We start from the raw sequence: 12,820 nt of genomic DNA on the forward strand, positions 1-12,820 counted from the left end.
TGATTTCCGCCTTGGGGCGTGGAAATTTGATCAAATCGCCCCAAAGCGCCCTATTTCAAACCTTGCAGCCCGGCATTACCCCTGACAGAGTGCCGCCAAATCACTGGAGGTCAATACCATGATCGAGAAACGTCAGTTCTACATCAATGGCGCTTGGGTCAACCCCCTCGCGGCAAAAGATCACAAGGTCATCAATCCCTCGACCGAAGAGCCCTGCGCGGTGATCTCTCTGGGCGGTCAGGCCGATACCGATGCCGCCGTCGCCGCCGCCAAGGCGGCCTTCACCGCGTGGATGGCGACGCCCCCCGCGGACCGCATTGCCTATGCTGAGAAAATTCTACAGGCCTACAAGGCCCGCGCCGAGGATATGGCACAGGCCATCAGCCTCGAGATGGGCGCCCCCATCGACATGGCCCGCGAGCAGCAAGTGGGCGCCGGAAGCTGGCATATCGCCAATTTCATCAAGGCCGCGCGCGATTTCGCCTTTGACGAGCCCTTGGGCGATCACGCGCCCAACGACCGCATCATCCACGAGGCGGTGGGCGTCGTGGGCATGATCACGCCGTGGAACTGGCCGATGAACCAGGTCACGCTCAAGGTGATTGCCGGTCTTGTCGCAGGCTGCACCATGATCCTCAAACCCTCCGAGGAATCCCCGCTCAACGCCATTATCTTTGCCGAAATCGTCGATGCGGCGGGCCTGCCCAAGGGCGTCTTCAACCTCGTCAACGGCGATGGTGTGGGTGTGGGCAGCCAACTGACAGCGCATCCCGATGTGGACATGATCAGCTTTACCGGCTCGTCGCGCGCCGGGCGCATCATCTCCAAATCCGCCGCCGACACGCTCAAGCGCGTGAGCCTCGAATTGGGCGGCAAAGGGGCCAACCTGATCTTTGCCGATGCCGATGACAAGGCGGTCAAGCGCGGCGTGATCCGCTGCATGAACAACACCGGCCAATCCTGCAACGCGCCCACCCGGATGCTGGTGCAGCGCGAGATTTACGATCAGGCCGTTGAAATCGCAGCAGAAACCGCAAACGCGATCACTGTCGGCCCCGCCAACGAGGCCGGTCGTCATATCGGCCCCGTGGTCAACGAGGTCCAGTTCAACAAGATTCAGGACCTCATCCAAAAGGGCATCGACGAAGGCGCGCGGCTTGTCGCAGGCGGCACCGGGCGGCCTGACGGGCTCAACCGGGGCTTTTACGTCAAGCCCACGGTCTTTGCCGATGTCACCAACGACATGACCATCGCGCGCGAGGAAATCTTTGGCCCGGTCCTGTCGATCATCCCCTTCGACACCGAAGAGGACGGCCTGCGCATCGCCAATGACACGCCCTATGGCCTCACAAACTATGTCCAGACCGGTGATCCGGCGCGGGCAAACCGGCTGGCGCGCAGCTTGCGCTCGGGCATGGTGGAAATGAACGGCCAATCGCGCGGCGCAGGCTCGCCCTTTGGCGGCATGAAACAATCGGGCCACGGGCGCGAAGGCGGCAAATGGGGCATCGAGGACTTCCTCGAGGTCAAATCCGTCTCGGGCTGGACCCCAGGCGCCTGACCGCGTGATCGGGCGCGCCTTTGCCCTGCACGGCGCGCGTGACGCCACGCGGCGCGAGCGGGCGCGCCATATCCTTACCACTTGCGGGCTGGAGGGCGACCTCTGGCCCGAGGTCGAGGGCTCGGCTCTCTCCTCCGCCACGCTCTCGGCCACGGTCGGCACGCGGATTTTCGCCCCCGCCTACCCCTTTCCCCTCACCACGCCCGAGATTGCCCGCTTTCTCAGCCATCGCCAGATCTGGGCCGAGATCCTGCGCCGCGACCTCGATTACGGCCTGATCGTCGAGCAGGACGCAGCGCTTGATCCGGCCGTGTTCCCAAGCGCCCTCGCGCTCGCGCGCGACCATATCGACGATCTGGGCTATATCCGGTTTCAAACTCAGGCGATCCGTGGCCCCGCCCGGTTGATAGACACCAATGGCGGCGCTGTGCTCAGCCTGCCCTTGGTCAGCGCGCCGCTCTGCCCGGTGCAGATGATCGCGCGCGACGCGGCCATGCACCTCCTCAACCTGACCGAGACGTTTGACCGCCCGGTCGAGTGCCTGATCCAGAGCCATTGGCACACCGGCCTACGCGCAGGCACGATCCATCCCTCGGGCGTGTCCTGCATCGCCCAAACGCAGGCCGATGCAGAGCACGCGCCCCTCACGCAGCTTTGGGTGCGCTATCTCTACCGCCGTGCCCTCCGCCGCGCGGCGCGCCATAGCCGCGCGCCGGTCACAGGCGGATTGATCTGATCCCCGCGCCTATTCCGCAGCACAGCGCCCCGGATTATTGGGATGCGTGGTCCAATTGGCATACTCTTCGCGCACCACCTCGCCGGTGCGCGGATCGACCATGCCCGCTGCCATCCGCTCCATCGTGATGCAGCCTTCGATCGGGCAGACATTGACGCAGAGGTTGCAGGCGACGCATTCGTCATCCTTGACGGTAAAGACCCGATCCTCTGACATCGCAATCGCCTGATGGCTGGTATCTTCGCAGGCGGCATAGCAGCGCCCGCATTTGATGCAATCGTCCTGGTTGATCTTGGCCTTGGTCACGTAATTGAGGTTCAGATCCTTCCAATTGACCACATTCGACACCGCGCGCCCGACCAGTTGGTCCACCGACGTGAACCCCTTGTCATCCATGTATTGCGACAGGCCCGAAATCATTTCCTGCACGATCTTGAACCCATAGGTCATCGCCGCCGTGCAGACCTGCACATTGCCCGCGCCCAATGCGAGGAACTCCGCCGCATCGCGCCAAGTTGTGACGCCGCCAATGCCGCTGATCGGCAGGCCCGCCGTGGCGGGATCGCGCGCAATCTCGGCCACCATATTCAGCGCAATGGGCTTCACCGCAGGCCCGCAATAGCCGCCATGCGCGCCTTGCCCGTCAATCGTGGGCTCAGGTGCAAAGAGATCGAGATCGACGGAGGTGATCGAATTGATCGTGTTGATCAGGCTCACGGCATCGGCCCCGCCCTCCTTGGCGGCCTGCGCGGGCTTGCGGATATCGGTGATATTGGGCGTCAATTTCACGATCACCGGCAGGCTCGAATGCTTCTTGCACCAATGCGCCACTTGCCCCACATATTCCGGCACCTGCCCCACCGCGCTGCCCATGCCGCGCTCGCTCATGCCATGCGGACAGCCGAAGTTCAGCTCGACCCCATCACATCCCGTATCCTCGACCCGGTGCAATATCTCGCGCCAGGCATCCTCGTTGACCGGCACCATCAGGCTTGCGATCAGCGCGCGGTCGGGCCAGTCACGCTTGACCCGGCGCATCTCTTCCAGGTTCACTTCCAGCGGGCGGTCGGTGATCAACTCGATATTGTTGAGGCCCAGAACGCGCCGGTCGGCACCATAGACCACGCCATAACGCGGCCCGTTCACATTGACTACGGGCGGTCCCGCTTCGCCCAATGTCTTCCACACCACGCCGCCCCAACCGGCCTCGAACGCGCGGCGCACGTTGTATTCCTTGTCCGTTGGCGGGGCCGAAGCCAGCCAGAACGGGTTGGGCGATGTGATGCCGATGAAATTGGTTGTCAGATCCGCCATGGTTCAGCCCTCCGCCATCAGGGTTGCGTGGATGTCTTCGGCGGCGTCGCGCCCCTCTGCCACCGCCGTCACCGTCAGGTCATCGCCCCCCGCCGCGCAATCGCCCCCGGCCCAGACACCGGGCAACGAGGTGCGGCCGGGGCCCGTAACGGCGATCTTGCGCCCATCACGCGCCGGCAGATCGGCCCCCTCAAGGGTCTGGCCAATCGCCTTGAACACCTGATCGGCGGGCAGGCGAAACCGCTCGCCCGTGGGTTTCAGATCGTCATCGCTATATTCGAACTCGACCTCGCGCACCGCGCCATTGCCATGCACCGCGATGGGCGTGGCATTGGTCACGATCCGCACCCCCTTGGAGGCCGCGAGATCCTGTTCATAGCGGCTGGCATTCATCCGCTCGCGCCCACGCCGGTAGACCAGCGTGACATTGAGCGCGCCAAGCAGCTTGGCTTGTACGGCCGCATCGACCGCCGTCATGCCGCCCCCGATCACCACCACATCGCGCCCCACCGGCAGGCTTGCCAGATCGTCTGCCTGCCGCAGGTCCGCGATGAAATCCACCGCATCGCGCATCCCCTCGCGGTCCTCACCGCTCAGCCCCAGCGCATTGACCCCGCCCAGACCAATCCCAAGGAACACCGCATCGTGATCCTCTTGCAGTTCTGCCAGCGTGATCTCCCGCCCAAGACGCTTGCCGGTCTCCAGAGTGATCCCGCCAATCTGCATCAGCCAGTCAACCTCGCGCGCCGCGAAACTGTCGGTGCTCTTGTAGGCGGCAATGCCGAATTCATTGAGACCGCCGGGCTTGGCGCGCCCATCGTAGAGCGTGACGTCGTGACCCTTCATCGCCAGACGGTGCGCACAGGCCAGACCCGCAGGCCCCGCCCCCACCACCGCGACACGCCGCCCTGTCGGCGCGGAACGGCTAAAGGGATGCACGCCCTTGTCCATCAGCGTATCGGTGGCATAGCGCTGCAACCGCCCGATCAGCACCGGCTGCCCCTCGGCCGCCTCGCGCACGCAAGCCTCTTCACACAGCGTTTCCGTGGGGCAAACGCGGGCGCACATGCCGCCAAGGATATTCTGGCTCAGGATCGTCTTGGCCGCCGCCTCGGGCGTGCCGGTGGCGATCTGCCGGATAAAGAGCGGGATGTCGATCGACGTGGGGCACGCGGTGATGCAGGGCGCATCGTGGCAGAAATAACAGCGATCCGCTGCCACCAGTGCCTCATGGTCATCCAGCGGAGGATGCAGATCGGTGAAATGGCTCTGCAGGGCGGCGGGATCAAGCCGGCTTGCGACGATGCCGGGGGCGAGTTGACGATCTCTCATGGCTGTCTCCGGTCAAGGATGGCTGAGGATCAGTATTCCACGATTCGAAATTTTATCAATTGGTAAAATTTGTAGAGCCGCGAAAAAGAAACCCCCTGAGAAGCTCAGAGGGCAAAGCCGATGAAAATTTTGGCAGGGCTTGGTCGCGCCTCACCCCACCTTGCGCTGACGCCACAGCGTAAAGAGGCCAGCCCCCACCACCAGCGCGCCACCCACAGCCACGTTCATCTCGATCGTTTCGCCAAAGATGAAAATCCCGATGCCCGTGACAAAGAAGAGTTGCAGATAGGCAAAGGGCTGCACCGCGCTCGCCTCTGCGACCTCATAGCATTTGATCAACGTATAATGCCCCGCCGCCCCGGTGATGCAAAGCGTAATCATCCACGCCCAGGCATCCGGCGTCATCGGCTCCCAGAACCATATCCCGGCGAGGGTCATGGCAATCGACCCGACCGTTCCGGTCCAGAAAAAACTTGTCGCCGCCGAATCCTTGCGCGCCACATAGCGCGTCAAAAGCCCGTAAAGCGCAAACATCAACGCCGCGATAAAGGGCACAATCGCCTTGGGGTCGATCACACCCACCCCCGGCTCCAGAATGATCAACACGCCGATGAACCCGACCGCAATCGCCAACCACCGCCGCCAGCCCACCCGCTCGCCCAGAACCGGACCAGAGAGGGCGGCAATCAACAGCGGATAGCAGGCAAAGACCGCATGCACTTCGATCAGGCCCAAAAGGGTAAAGCCATAGATCATCACGCAGATTTCCGCGACCAGTAGCACGGCGCGAAACCCCTGCATCAAGGGCTGCGATGTGCTCGCCGCCGCCCGCAGCCCCCCGGCCTTGCGCGCGGCAATCACCATCACGAAGGCGGCAAAGAACCAGAACCGGATCATCACCACCATCAGAACGTTGTAATTCTCGGCCAGATGCCGCGATATGCCATCCTGCGCGGCAAAGATGACCGTGGTCAGCACCATCAGCCAGATGCCCAAACGGGTGTTTTGAACTGTCACGAGCGGTCTCTCACGGGTGGTCTTTCCTGGCCATGGTCATATGGCGCTTGCGGCCATATCCCTGCCCCCGCGTAACACAAAACCCGGCGGCCTCAAGCCCCCTGCGCACGAACCCCGCCGCCGTGTAACTGGCCGCCGTGCCGCCGGGCGCGGTGTGCCGGGCCACCTCCGCCATCAACGCAGGCTCCCACAACTCGGGGTTCTTGGCCGGGGAAAACCCGTCCAGAAACCACGCATCCGCCCTGCCCGGCCAAGCCTTTAGCGTCTCGCGCGCATCCCCCACAATGAGGGTGAACTCCAGATCCGGCAGGCTGATCCGCTCCGCGCCCCCTTGCCAGTGCGGGGCGAGATCCGCCGCAACCCCTCCCAGTTCCGCAAAGCGGGCTTGCGCGCGACGCATGTCTTGCGGGGCCATCGGATAGGCCTCGAAACTGGTGACGTGCAGCCGCCCCACAACGCCCGCCGCCCGCCATGCTGCAAGCGCGGTCAAAAGGTTCAGCCCCGTGCCAAACCCCAGTTCCGCAATATGAAACCCATCTCGAAACCGCCCCGGCAGGTCATTGCCCGCCAGAAACACATGCCGCGTTTCCGCCAGACCGTTGTCGAGACTGAAATAGGGATCATCGAACCGCACCGACACCGGCACCTCGCCCTCGCGCCAGATCAGGTCTGCGGTCTGGTCCTGCATGGCATGATCCTCTAAAGCATGGCCGAAACGCGCGCGACCATCGCGCGACGACAAAGGATTGGCAATGGTCGATATCACGGTGATGGGCGCAGGCATCTTTGGCCTCTCGGTGGCGTGGACCTGTGCCAAACGCGGCGCGCGCGTGCGCGTCATTGATCCGCATGGTCCCGGTGCCGGGGCTTCGGGCGGCATTGTGGGCGCCATGGCCCCGCATGTGCCCGAGCTTTGGAACAGCAAAAAGGCGTTTCAACTCGACAGCCTGCTCATGGCTGGTGATTTCTGGGCAGAGGTGGCCGAGGTCTCGGGCTGCGCGCCGGGCTATGCCCGCCTTGGCCGCCTGCAACCCATCGCCGATGCGGCAGCCCTTGCACTGGCCCACGAGCGTACTCAGAACGCCGCAACCCTCTGGCAAGGGCAGGCTGACTGGCGCGTCCTCCCCGCGTCGGGCGCATGGTGCCCGCCCAGCGCGACCGGCCAGATCATCCACGACACGCTCACCGCGCGCCTGCATCCGCGTCAGGCCTGCACAGCCCTCGTTGCGGCCCTGCGCGCACGCGGTGCCGAGGTTGTGACCGATGGCCCCGCAACGGGCCGCATCCTCTGGGCCACCGGCATCGCCGGGCTGGAAGAAATGACCGCCGCACATACCCGCACTGTGGGCAACGGGGTCAAGGGCCAGGGCGCGCTTTTGGCCTATGATGCCCGAAACCAGCCGCAGATTTTCGCCAATGAGGTGCATATCGTGCCGCATGAGGATGGCACCACCGCCGTGGGCTCCACCTCCGAGCGCTATTATGACGATCCCTCCAGCACCGATGCCCAGCTTGACGGTGTGATCGCCCGCGCCGTGGCGGCGGTGCCCGTGCTTGCCGGTGCCCCGGTGATCGCACGTTGGGCCGGGGTGCGTCCCCGCTCGCGCTCGCGCGCCCCGATGCTGGGCGCGCACCCGTTCCGACCGGGGGAATTTGTTGCGAATGGAGGCTTCAAGATTGGCTTTGGCATGGCCCCCAAGGTGGCGCAGGTCATGGCCGATCTGATGCTCGACGGCATCGACACGATTCCAGATGATTTCAAACCCGAGACATGCCTATGACCCAACCGACCCTCGCCGCACTCGACCATCTCGTGCTGACCGTGGCCGACATTCCCGCCACCTGCGCCTTTTACCGGGATGTGCTGGGGATGATGCCCGAGGCGTTTCACCCCGCCGATGGCAGCACCCGTTGGGCGCTGAAATTCGGCGCGCAGAAAATCAACCTGCATCAATCCGGGGCGGAATTCGAGCCGAAGGCGGCACAGGTCCAACCCGGCAGCGCCGATCTGTGCTTCCTCAGCGAGACACCGCTCGAGGCGTGGCAACGCCATTTCGCGGCACTTGATGTCACGGTAGAGCTTGGCCCTATGCCCCGTTCCGGGGCCACAGGCCCGATCCGCTCGCTTTACCTGCGCGATCCCGACGGCAACCTGATCGAGGTCTCGAACAGGGCCGAAAACAGCGCCTGATCGCTCAGGCCGTCTTGACCGCCTTGGGCAGTTCCACGATCCGCAGCGCAACTTTGCGCTGACCGCGCTGATAGGGCAGTGCCGGGGCCGCCTCTCTGCTGTGTTTGACGACCGATTTCAACCAACGCGCTTTCATGGCTCTCACCTCTTGCCTCAGGCCCCAATTTGCGGGGCTCATTGTTTCGTTACCCGCAACTATGCCCCCGGTTTGGGGCCAAGGTTTGACGGAAATCGTGAAAATTCAGACAAGATCAGGGCATACAAGCTATCCCACCAAAATCTCAATGCATTGAATTTAAATAAAATTTTCAAAGGACATCACGGGGCATCCCCGATACCGCCCGAATAGCCCCACAATTTCGGCCCAAATCCCGCCCCAATCAGAGACAGATCACCGAGATCAGCCGGCCATAGTCGGCCTCACCGGCATGGGTGGTGCGACGGTAGGAATAGAATCGCTCGGGATCGCCATAGGTGCAATGCCGCGTCCATTCCGCCTGCCCGATGCCAGATTGCCGCAACCGATGCAGCCCGAACCCCGGCAGGTCGAACTGATACCGCCCGTCTACACCATTTGCGAAAAACCGGGCATTATCACGGTCCTCCGCCAGGAATTCCTCGATGAACTCTGGTCCCACCTCGTAGGCCGCCTGCGAAATCGACGGGCCAATCACCGCCTTGATCCGGCGACGATCCGCGCCCAGACCCTCCATAGCCGCAACCGTGGCCTCCAGAACGCCATCCAGCGCACCGCGCCATCCGGCATGGGCCGCCCCGATCACCCCATTGCCCACATCGGCAAAGAGCACCGGCTGACAATCCGCCGTCAGCACCGCAAGCGCCACCCCCGGCACAGTCGTCACCATCGCGTCGGCGCGCGGCCGCTTGCCCATGGGCCCCGTGACCGTGACCACATCCGCCGAATGCACCTGATGCACCGTGATGAGGTGATCCGGCTCCACGCCCATCGCATCGGCCACCCGCGCCCGGTTGATCTGCACGATCTCGGACTGATCCGACGAACCGGGGCCGCAATTGAGCCCCGAGAACACACCCGAAGAGGCCCCACCCCGCCGGGTAAAGAACCCGTGGCGCAGCGGGGACAAACTGTCAGCGGTGAGTATTTCTAGCGTCATGGCTCCAATCCGGGTGGTGGTGCGGCCCCCTCGGGATAGAGACCCAGCACTTTAAAGAGCGTCCCCATTTCCTCGGCCCCGGTCAAGCGCTGATATGCGGCCAGATGGCTTTGCAACGCGGGCCCGCTCAGATTGCGCGCCAGCGCCTCGGCCCGCGTGGCGATCCCCAACCGCTCCAGAAATGTCCCCTGCGGCGTCAGGCGCGTATGCAGCGCCGGGGCCGCCGCCCGCGCCAGAGCCGCGAAATCGACATGCGCGGTCAGATCCGCCGCCCCCGGCTCGGCCAACGGATCCACCGGCGCATGGCCCTTGACCGCCTGAAACGTATCGCCCAGCGACTGCCAATCGCCATAATCCACGGTCAGCGCGGCCCCACCCTGCCCTGCTATCCGCGCGCCGATCTCTGCCGCCACCGCTTCGCCCGCCCCGCAGGTCTCGACAATGTCACCCTCGCGCGTGTCCGCCAGACGCACCGCCAGCGCGGGCGGGGCCACCGGCCCACCTAGGCCCAGCGTCAATTGCCCGGCGCTTTGCCCGACAACCCGCTCGCGCCAGCCGTCCCCGGACCGCTGAAACTGCCGGATCGGCAACGCATCGAAAAACTCGTTCGCCAACAGGTAAAGCGGCCCCTCCGGCAGGCTCTCAACCCGGTCATGCCAGATGACATCGCCCGCAATCGCCCGGCGCTGCGCCGCGCGCAATACGGGCGATCCTTCGACCAGATGCACCTCTGCGGCATCCCGAAACCCCGGCACGCCCCGCGTTGCGCGCAGCACATCCGCCATCAGCGTCCCGCGCCCCGGCCCCAGTTCCGCCAGCACGAACCGCGCAGGCCGCCCCTGATCCAGCCAGACCTGCGCAAGGCACAGCCCCAGCAACTCGCCAAACATCTGGCTGATCTCAGGCGCGGTGACGAAATCGCCGCCTGCGCCAAACGGATCGCGCGTCGCGTAATAGCCAAACTCGGGATGCATGAGACAGGCCGCCATGTAATCCGCCACGCTCATCGGCCCCGCCTCGGCGATCCGCGCCAGCAAATGCGCCCGCAGCCCGCTCATGTCGCCCGCGCACGCCGCGGCCAGAGCACCATGCCAATCCCAAAGGCAATCATCGGCAGCGACAAAAGCTGCCCCATGGTCAGGCCAAACTCGCCCATCTGAAGCGCCCAGCCCAGCGGATTGCCTTCGCTCACGAATTGCGCATCGGGTTGGCGCACGAATTCCACCATGAACCGCGCCACGCCATAGCCTGCGAAAAAGAGCCCCGTCAGCGTGCCGGGCCGCCTGAGCGCCCCACGCCGCCAGCCCAACCACAAGAGCACCGCCCCAAGGATCATCCCCTCCAGCGCCGCCTCATAGAGCTGAGAAGGATGGCGCGCGCAGAGCTCCACAACGCCCGCGCAATTCTGCGCCGCAGCCCCCGGAAAAACCACGCCCCACGGCAGGTCCGTCGCCCGCCCCCACAACTCGCCATTGATGAAATTCGCGATCCGCCCCAGCAACAGCCCCACCGGCGTCACCATGCAGAGCGCATCCGCCACCGACAGCCACGCGATGCCCTGCTTGCGCGAAAACAGCACCACCGCCAGCACCACGCCCATAAGGCCACCGTGAAACGCCATCCCACCTTGCCAGACCGCCAGAATTTCACTGGGATTGGCAAGGTAATAGCCCGGCTGGTAAAACAGCACATAGCCCAGCCGCCCGCCCAGAATGACCCCTAGAATGACCCAGGTCAGCAGGTCCTCGACCTGCTCGGGCCGCATCGGGGCCACGCCACCCGGCCAGAGATGCGGCCGCTTGACGCTCGCCACCACCAGCCGCCAGCCGATCACGATGCCAACGATATAGGCCATCGCATACCAGCGCAGCGCAAACTCCATGCCGAAAAGAGAGATCGAAAAGATCTCGGGTGAAATATCGGGAAAGGGGATCATGGCCTGCATGGCCGCTTCTGTGCCCGCGCGCCCCGGCCAAGTCAACCTTGTGATCCGGTCCCACAGACACATATAAGAGACCAAGTGTAACGCCGGAGAAACCGATGCAGACCCGTAACAAAGTGCTCGACGATATCAGCCAGTTGATGACCAATGCCATGGGCGTGGCCCAGGGCGCGCGGGCCGAGGCCGAGACCGCGATGAAATCCCTGATCGACCGCTGGCTTGCCGATCGCGATTTCGTCACGCGCGAAGAATTCGACGCCGTGCGCGCCATGGCGCAAAAGGCCCGCGAGGAAAACGAAGCGCTCAAGGCGCGCCTCGATGCGCTCGACCTGCGCGGCGGTCACAACAAGGGCTGATCCGCCAAGGCCCGGCGCGCGCCTGCGATCAGCGTCTCCGCCCCTTGCGACGAGCGGAAAGCGCGCACCACCCGCGCGCGCCCAGCCTCTGACAGGCGCTCGCAGAGGTCTGGATCAGCGGCAAGTCCTGCAATCGCATCGGCCAGGGCCTCGGGCGATTTCGACGGCACCAGAATGCCGCTTTCGCCATGGTCGATCAATTCCCGCACCCCGCCTGCATCCGTGCCAATCGTCGGCACACCACAGGCCATCGCCTCCATATAGGCCACACCCAGCGGCTCGTGCCAACTGGCCAGCACGAACACATCCGCCGCCAGCAGGTGCCGCCGCACCTCCGTTCCGCCTATGGCCCCCAAGAGCCGCGCATGCGCGCCCAGATCAAGCGCCTCCAGATGCGCCTGCAATTCGGCGCGATAGCCAGCACCGCCCGCATCATCCTCGCCCGCGATATCCAACTCCACCGCGATCCCGCGATCCAAGAGCAGGCGCAGGGCGCTCAGCAAATCCTCATGCCCCTTGACCCGGTGCAAACGCCCGCAGGAAAATAGCCGCAGGGCCGCGCCGGGCATGGGCGGCTGATAGGGCGTATCGCGCTTGAAATCCTCGGTATCCACGCCCATCGGCTGCACCCGCACATCGGCGGGCAAATCAGGGCCGATAACCTCGCGCATTTCAGCCATGAGTTTATGCGTGATGATCGTGGCAAAGCTGGCATGCCGCCACTTGAATCCCTGGCCGGGGCCATAATCCGACAGCGCCCCATGCAGCGTCAGGCTATAGCTTGGCCCCCCCATCAGCCGCGCCAGCGCACAGATGAGTGCGGCCCGCCCGCAGGAATGGGCATGCACATGGCCAATCCCCCGCGCGCGACACGCCGCCATCAGCGCCCGCGCCGCCGGCAGGCAGATCAGCACATCCTTTAAAAATTCACCCCCCTGCCGCTCACGCAGGATCGCGGACCACGGCGCGTTCAGCAGGCCGGATAGCGCATGACCGGGCGTTGGCCGCCCCAGATAGGTCGTGCGCGCCACGGCCGCCTCGGACCAGTCATGCGAGACCAGACCGGGCGGCGGCGGCAGCGTGCTGAAAAGATGCGGCACACCCCCCAACCGTTCCAGATCCGCAATCTCGCGCCAAAAGAAAATATGCGTCTGCCCCGGAAACTGAGGCACGAGATAGCCAAGGTTTAGGGGATCAGGCATTTTCGGTTCCGCTTGCCGCCAGTTTGTCGGATA

General features: G+C 64.4%; 14 protein-coding genes. 5 read left to right on the forward strand and 9 right to left on the reverse strand.

The annotated features are described in order from the left end of the window. The first annotated feature begins 118 nt into the window (after window positions 1–118). Together AACZ65_RS01515 and AACZ65_RS01520 are read left to right on the forward strand one after the other, a co-directional pair. Window positions 119–1,561, forward strand: coding sequence for an aldehyde dehydrogenase family protein (locus AACZ65_RS01515; RefSeq protein ID WP_339667585.1), 1,443 nt, complete (start codon window positions 119–121; stop codon window positions 1,559–1,561). Between the two features lie 4 nt (window positions 1,562–1,565). Next, complete coding sequence (locus tag AACZ65_RS01520; RefSeq protein ID WP_339667586.1) at window positions 1,566–2,297, forward strand: glycosyltransferase family 25 protein; 732 nt, start codon at window positions 1,566–1,568, stop codon at window positions 2,295–2,297. A 9-nt stretch (window positions 2,298–2,306) separates the two neighbouring features. On the opposite strand, the gene preA is transcribed toward AACZ65_RS01520, so the two are convergent. From preA to mnmD, 4 genes are all read right to left on the reverse strand, one after another. Then, a complete protein-coding gene (gene preA, locus AACZ65_RS01525; protein ID WP_339667587.1) occupies window positions 2,307–3,611 on the reverse strand; it encodes an NAD-dependent dihydropyrimidine dehydrogenase subunit PreA in 1,305 nt (434 codons plus the stop codon). Between the two features lie 3 nt (window positions 3,612–3,614). Next, a complete protein-coding gene (locus AACZ65_RS01530) occupies window positions 3,615–4,943 on the reverse strand; it encodes an NAD(P)-dependent oxidoreductase (protein WP_339667588.1) in 1,329 nt (442 codons plus the stop codon). Window positions 4,944–5,093: 150 nt separating this feature from the next. After that, the gene (locus tag AACZ65_RS01535) at window positions 5,094–5,960 is read right to left on the reverse strand and encodes a DMT family transporter (protein WP_339667589.1); all 867 of its coding nucleotides are present in this window, start codon (window positions 5,958–5,960) and stop codon (window positions 5,094–5,096) included. Window positions 5,961–5,970: 10 nt separating this feature from the next. Continuing rightward, a complete protein-coding gene (mnmD, locus tag AACZ65_RS01540) occupies window positions 5,971–6,648 on the reverse strand; it encodes a tRNA (5-methylaminomethyl-2-thiouridine)(34)-methyltransferase MnmD (RefSeq protein WP_339667590.1) in 678 nt (225 codons plus the stop codon). 64 nt (window positions 6,649–6,712) lie between these two features. Here mnmD and AACZ65_RS01545 point away from each other — a divergent pair, with 64 nt between their 5' ends. Both AACZ65_RS01545 and AACZ65_RS01550 read left to right on the forward strand, forming a co-directional pair. Next, the gene (locus AACZ65_RS01545) at window positions 6,713–7,741 is read left to right on the forward strand and encodes an FAD-dependent oxidoreductase (RefSeq protein WP_339667591.1); all 1,029 of its coding nucleotides are present in this window, start codon (window positions 6,713–6,715) and stop codon (window positions 7,739–7,741) included. Continuing rightward, window positions 7,738–8,151, forward strand: a complete 414-nt coding sequence (locus AACZ65_RS01550; RefSeq protein WP_339667592.1) for a VOC family protein — start codon at window positions 7,738–7,740, stop codon at window positions 8,149–8,151. Before AACZ65_RS01545 ends, AACZ65_RS01550 begins: the two co-directional genes overlap by 4 nt. A 4-nt stretch (window positions 8,152–8,155) precedes the next feature. Here AACZ65_RS01550 and AACZ65_RS01555 read toward each other — a convergent pair whose 3' ends face one another. The 4 genes from AACZ65_RS01555 to lgt all read right to left on the reverse strand — a co-directional run bounded on the left by AACZ65_RS01555 (window position 8,156) and on the right by lgt (window position 11,232). Then, entirely contained in the window at window positions 8,156–8,287 is a 132-nt protein-coding gene (locus AACZ65_RS01555; RefSeq protein ID WP_339667593.1) for a hypothetical protein, read from the reverse strand. 244 nt (window positions 8,288–8,531) lie between these two features. Continuing rightward, entirely contained in the window at window positions 8,532–9,287 is a 756-nt protein-coding gene (gene pgeF, locus AACZ65_RS01560; RefSeq protein WP_339667594.1) for a peptidoglycan editing factor PgeF, read from the reverse strand. Next, window positions 9,284–10,345: an SAM-dependent methyltransferase gene (locus AACZ65_RS01565; RefSeq protein ID WP_339667595.1), complete on the reverse strand. Its 1,062-nt coding sequence runs from the start codon at window positions 10,343–10,345 to the stop codon at window positions 9,284–9,286. Before AACZ65_RS01565 ends, pgeF begins: the two co-directional genes overlap by 4 nt. Beyond that, window positions 10,342–11,232 (reverse strand): prolipoprotein diacylglyceryl transferase, encoded by an 891-nt coding sequence (gene lgt / locus AACZ65_RS01570; RefSeq protein ID WP_339667596.1) that lies wholly within the window; start codon window positions 11,230–11,232, stop codon window positions 10,342–10,344. Before lgt ends, AACZ65_RS01565 begins: the two co-directional genes overlap by 4 nt. Before the next feature lie 95 nt (window positions 11,233–11,327). On the opposite strand from lgt, the gene AACZ65_RS01575 reads away from it, so the two are divergent. Beyond that, a complete protein-coding gene (locus tag AACZ65_RS01575) occupies window positions 11,328–11,585 on the forward strand; it encodes an accessory factor UbiK family protein (protein WP_339667597.1) in 258 nt (85 codons plus the stop codon). Here the strand turns inward: AACZ65_RS01575 and epsE are convergent. Then, complete coding sequence (gene epsE / locus AACZ65_RS01580) at window positions 11,570–12,787, reverse strand: exopolysaccharide biosynthesis GT4 family glycosyltransferase EpsE (protein ID WP_339667598.1); 1,218 nt, start codon at window positions 12,785–12,787, stop codon at window positions 11,570–11,572. The genes AACZ65_RS01575 and epsE overlap by 16 nt on opposite strands. Window positions 12,788–12,820 lie beyond the last annotated feature (33 nt).

This window comes from uncultured Roseovarius sp. (genome assembly GCF_963972555.1).
GTDB classification, from domain to species: Bacteria; Pseudomonadota; Alphaproteobacteria; order Rhodobacterales; family Rhodobacteraceae; genus Roseovarius; species Roseovarius mucosus.

Coding starts and splice junctions, on each gene's coding strand:
- AACZ65_RS01565 (WP_339667595.1), bottom strand. CDS start 10,345: ATGAGCGGGCTGCGGGCGCATTTGCTGGCGCGGATCGCCGAGGCGGGG.
- epsE (WP_339667598.1), bottom strand. CDS start 12,787: ATGCCTGATCCCCTAAACCTTGGCTATCTCGTGCCTCAGTTTCCGGGG.
- mnmD (WP_339667590.1), bottom strand. CDS start 6,648: ATGCAGGACCAGACCGCAGACCTGATCTGGCGCGAGGGCGAGGTGCCG.
- AACZ65_RS01550 (WP_339667592.1), top strand. CDS start 7,738: ATGACCCAACCGACCCTCGCCGCACTCGACCATCTCGTGCTGACCGTG.
- AACZ65_RS01515 (WP_339667585.1), top strand. CDS start 119: ATGATCGAGAAACGTCAGTTCTACATCAATGGCGCTTGGGTCAACCCC.
- lgt (WP_339667596.1), bottom strand. CDS start 11,232: ATGCAGGCCATGATCCCCTTTCCCGATATTTCACCCGAGATCTTTTCG.
- AACZ65_RS01530 (WP_339667588.1), bottom strand. CDS start 4,943: ATGAGAGATCGTCAACTCGCCCCCGGCATCGTCGCAAGCCGGCTTGAT.
- AACZ65_RS01555 (WP_339667593.1), bottom strand. CDS start 8,287: ATGAAAGCGCGTTGGTTGAAATCGGTCGTCAAACACAGCAGAGAGGCG.
- pgeF (WP_339667594.1), bottom strand. CDS start 9,287: ATGACGCTAGAAATACTCACCGCTGACAGTTTGTCCCCGCTGCGCCAC.
- AACZ65_RS01545 (WP_339667591.1), top strand. CDS start 6,713: ATGGTCGATATCACGGTGATGGGCGCAGGCATCTTTGGCCTCTCGGTG.
- AACZ65_RS01575 (WP_339667597.1), top strand. CDS start 11,328: ATGCAGACCCGTAACAAAGTGCTCGACGATATCAGCCAGTTGATGACC.
- preA (WP_339667587.1), bottom strand. CDS start 3,611: ATGGCGGATCTGACAACCAATTTCATCGGCATCACATCGCCCAACCCG.